Genomic DNA, 2017 nt, shown 5'->3' with positions numbered 1-2017 from the left:
GGCGAAGGATGTCGCCTCGATATGCCGGTCGGTGGCACCGTCATTGTAGAGGGTGATGCGGCGGCCTTCGCCATTGCCCTCGGAAATGACGATGCACTCGACCTCGGAACGCAGCGAGCCGACGGACTTGGTGAAGCTCGCCTTGTCGTCGCCGAACAGCGTCTGGACGCGTTCGCCCTCGGCGCGCTTCGGCTCGGCGGTGGCGGACCACCAGTCGCCCGTCGCGGTGTCGCGCAGGAAGATATAGGAGCCAAGGCGATCCTCGCTCGGATCCGGCTGCCAGCGGGTGACGGCAAGCTCGCCGAAGCGGCTGTAGCCGGAGCCGGTCGCGGTGACCATGACCGAATAGCGGCCGTTGGACATGACGTTGGTCGCCCGCAGCGCCTTGATGGGATCGAGGATGACGCGGCTGTCCGGGCTCTCCGTCTCGGTCTCGTCCTTGGATCTCTCGTCGGCTTCCGTCCTGACGGTCGCGGTCGGAATGTCGCGCGGCGCCTTCTCCTGCAGGAGAAGCTCGGCCGACTCGATCACCGGATCGCTGTGGAAACGCTCGCGCAGCCGGCCCTCGAAAATGGCGTCGGCGACAGCGGCGATCGACATGCCGGAATGGTGCGCCATGTAGTTCTGCACCACGGCGTGGTCGGTGCCTTCAGGCACGCGCTGCGGCGTGAAATCGACCGCGTCGTAGAAACCGTGGCGGCCAAGCGCGCCGATCGAGCGCAACCGCTGCAGGTTCTGCACCGCCTCGCGCGGGCTGAACTGCGCCGCGAGAATCGTCGCATAGGGCGCGATCACGGTGTTCTGGCCAAGGCCCCGCTTCAGGCCCAGGCCGGGCACGCCGAAATTGGTGTACTGATAGGTGAGCTCGCGGTCGCGGGCGTTATAGGCCGCTTCCGAAATGCCCCAGGGCACGTTCTTGGAACGCGCATACTGGATCTGGCGCTTGATGATGAGCTTGCTGGTCTGGTTGAGGATCGAGCCCTGCGGCTCCTTCATCACCAGAGGCGGCATCAGATACTCGAACATCGAGCCCGACCAGGACATCAGCGCGCCCTGAAAGCCGATCTCGACGATCGGGCGTCCGAGACGGAACCAATGCTCGGTCGGCAGGTCGCCCTTGGCGATGGCGAACAGGCTCGTCAACCGCGCTTCGGAGGCGAGAAGGTCGTAGCAGCTTTCGTCGAGCTGGCGGTCCTCGACGCGGTAGCCGATCGAGAGCAGCTTGCGCTCCTGGCGCATCAGGAAGGAGAAATCCATCTCGAAGGCGTAGCGGCGGCAGCGCTCGCGCAGAGCGAGCAACTTGGCACGCAGAGCGGCGACGGCGCTCTCGTCATTGTGCGAATCGTGCACATGCGCCTCGCAGGTCGCTTCCAGCCTGGCCGCCCAGTCGGCGATGACATCGCTCTTGGGCGAGGCCGCCTCGGTGTGGATCGCGGTGGCGAGCTTGCGGATCTCGCCGGCGAGCACGGCAAGGTTGATGGTGCGGATCGAGGCCATCTCCGGCTGCGCCTTGATGGTCGCAACCGCGCGGCGCATGCCATCGAGACGGTCGGCCAGGCGCTGGCGCAGCGGCCGCAGTTGACGGCGGTCGTCCGGCAGCTCTTCCAGGCTTTCGTCGAGGATGGTGACGGTGTCGATGATGCCTTCGAAATCGCCCTGCAGATGCACGGACGGCGCTTCGGCCCATTCGGCGCAGGAGGCGGCAACCGCGACCAGATGTCCGGCGAGATTGCCGCTGTCGACCGCCGAGATGTAAAGCGGATAGAGCGGCTTCAGCGTCGTCGTGTCATACCAGTTGTAGAGATGGCCGCGGTCGCGCGGCATGTTCTCGATGGTCGTCATCGTGGCGTCGATGCGGGTGATGGCATCCGACAGGCTGATCCAGCCGAAATCGCGCGCCGACACCACCGAGAGCAGATAGACGCCGATATTGGTCGGCGAGGTGCGCGGCGCCACCACCGGCGCCGGGCTTTCCTGGAAATTGTCCGGCGGCAAATGATGCTGCTCGGTCGTCACG

1 protein-coding gene is annotated in these 2017 nt (G+C 65.7%); it reads right to left on the bottom strand.

What is annotated here, in order from left to right; genetic code table 11:
• On the bottom strand, positions 1-2017 hold a 2017-nt coding region (locus EOA24_RS35780), incomplete at both ends, for a glucoamylase family protein (RefSeq protein WP_281059921.1).

This window comes from Mesorhizobium sp. M2A.F.Ca.ET.039.01.1.1, from assembly GCF_003998035.1.
In the GTDB taxonomy this organism is placed as follows: domain Bacteria; phylum Pseudomonadota; class Alphaproteobacteria; order Rhizobiales; family Rhizobiaceae; genus Mesorhizobium.
Note: the sequence above shows the minus strand (reverse complement) of the source record. Positions and strands in the feature narration are given on the sequence as shown.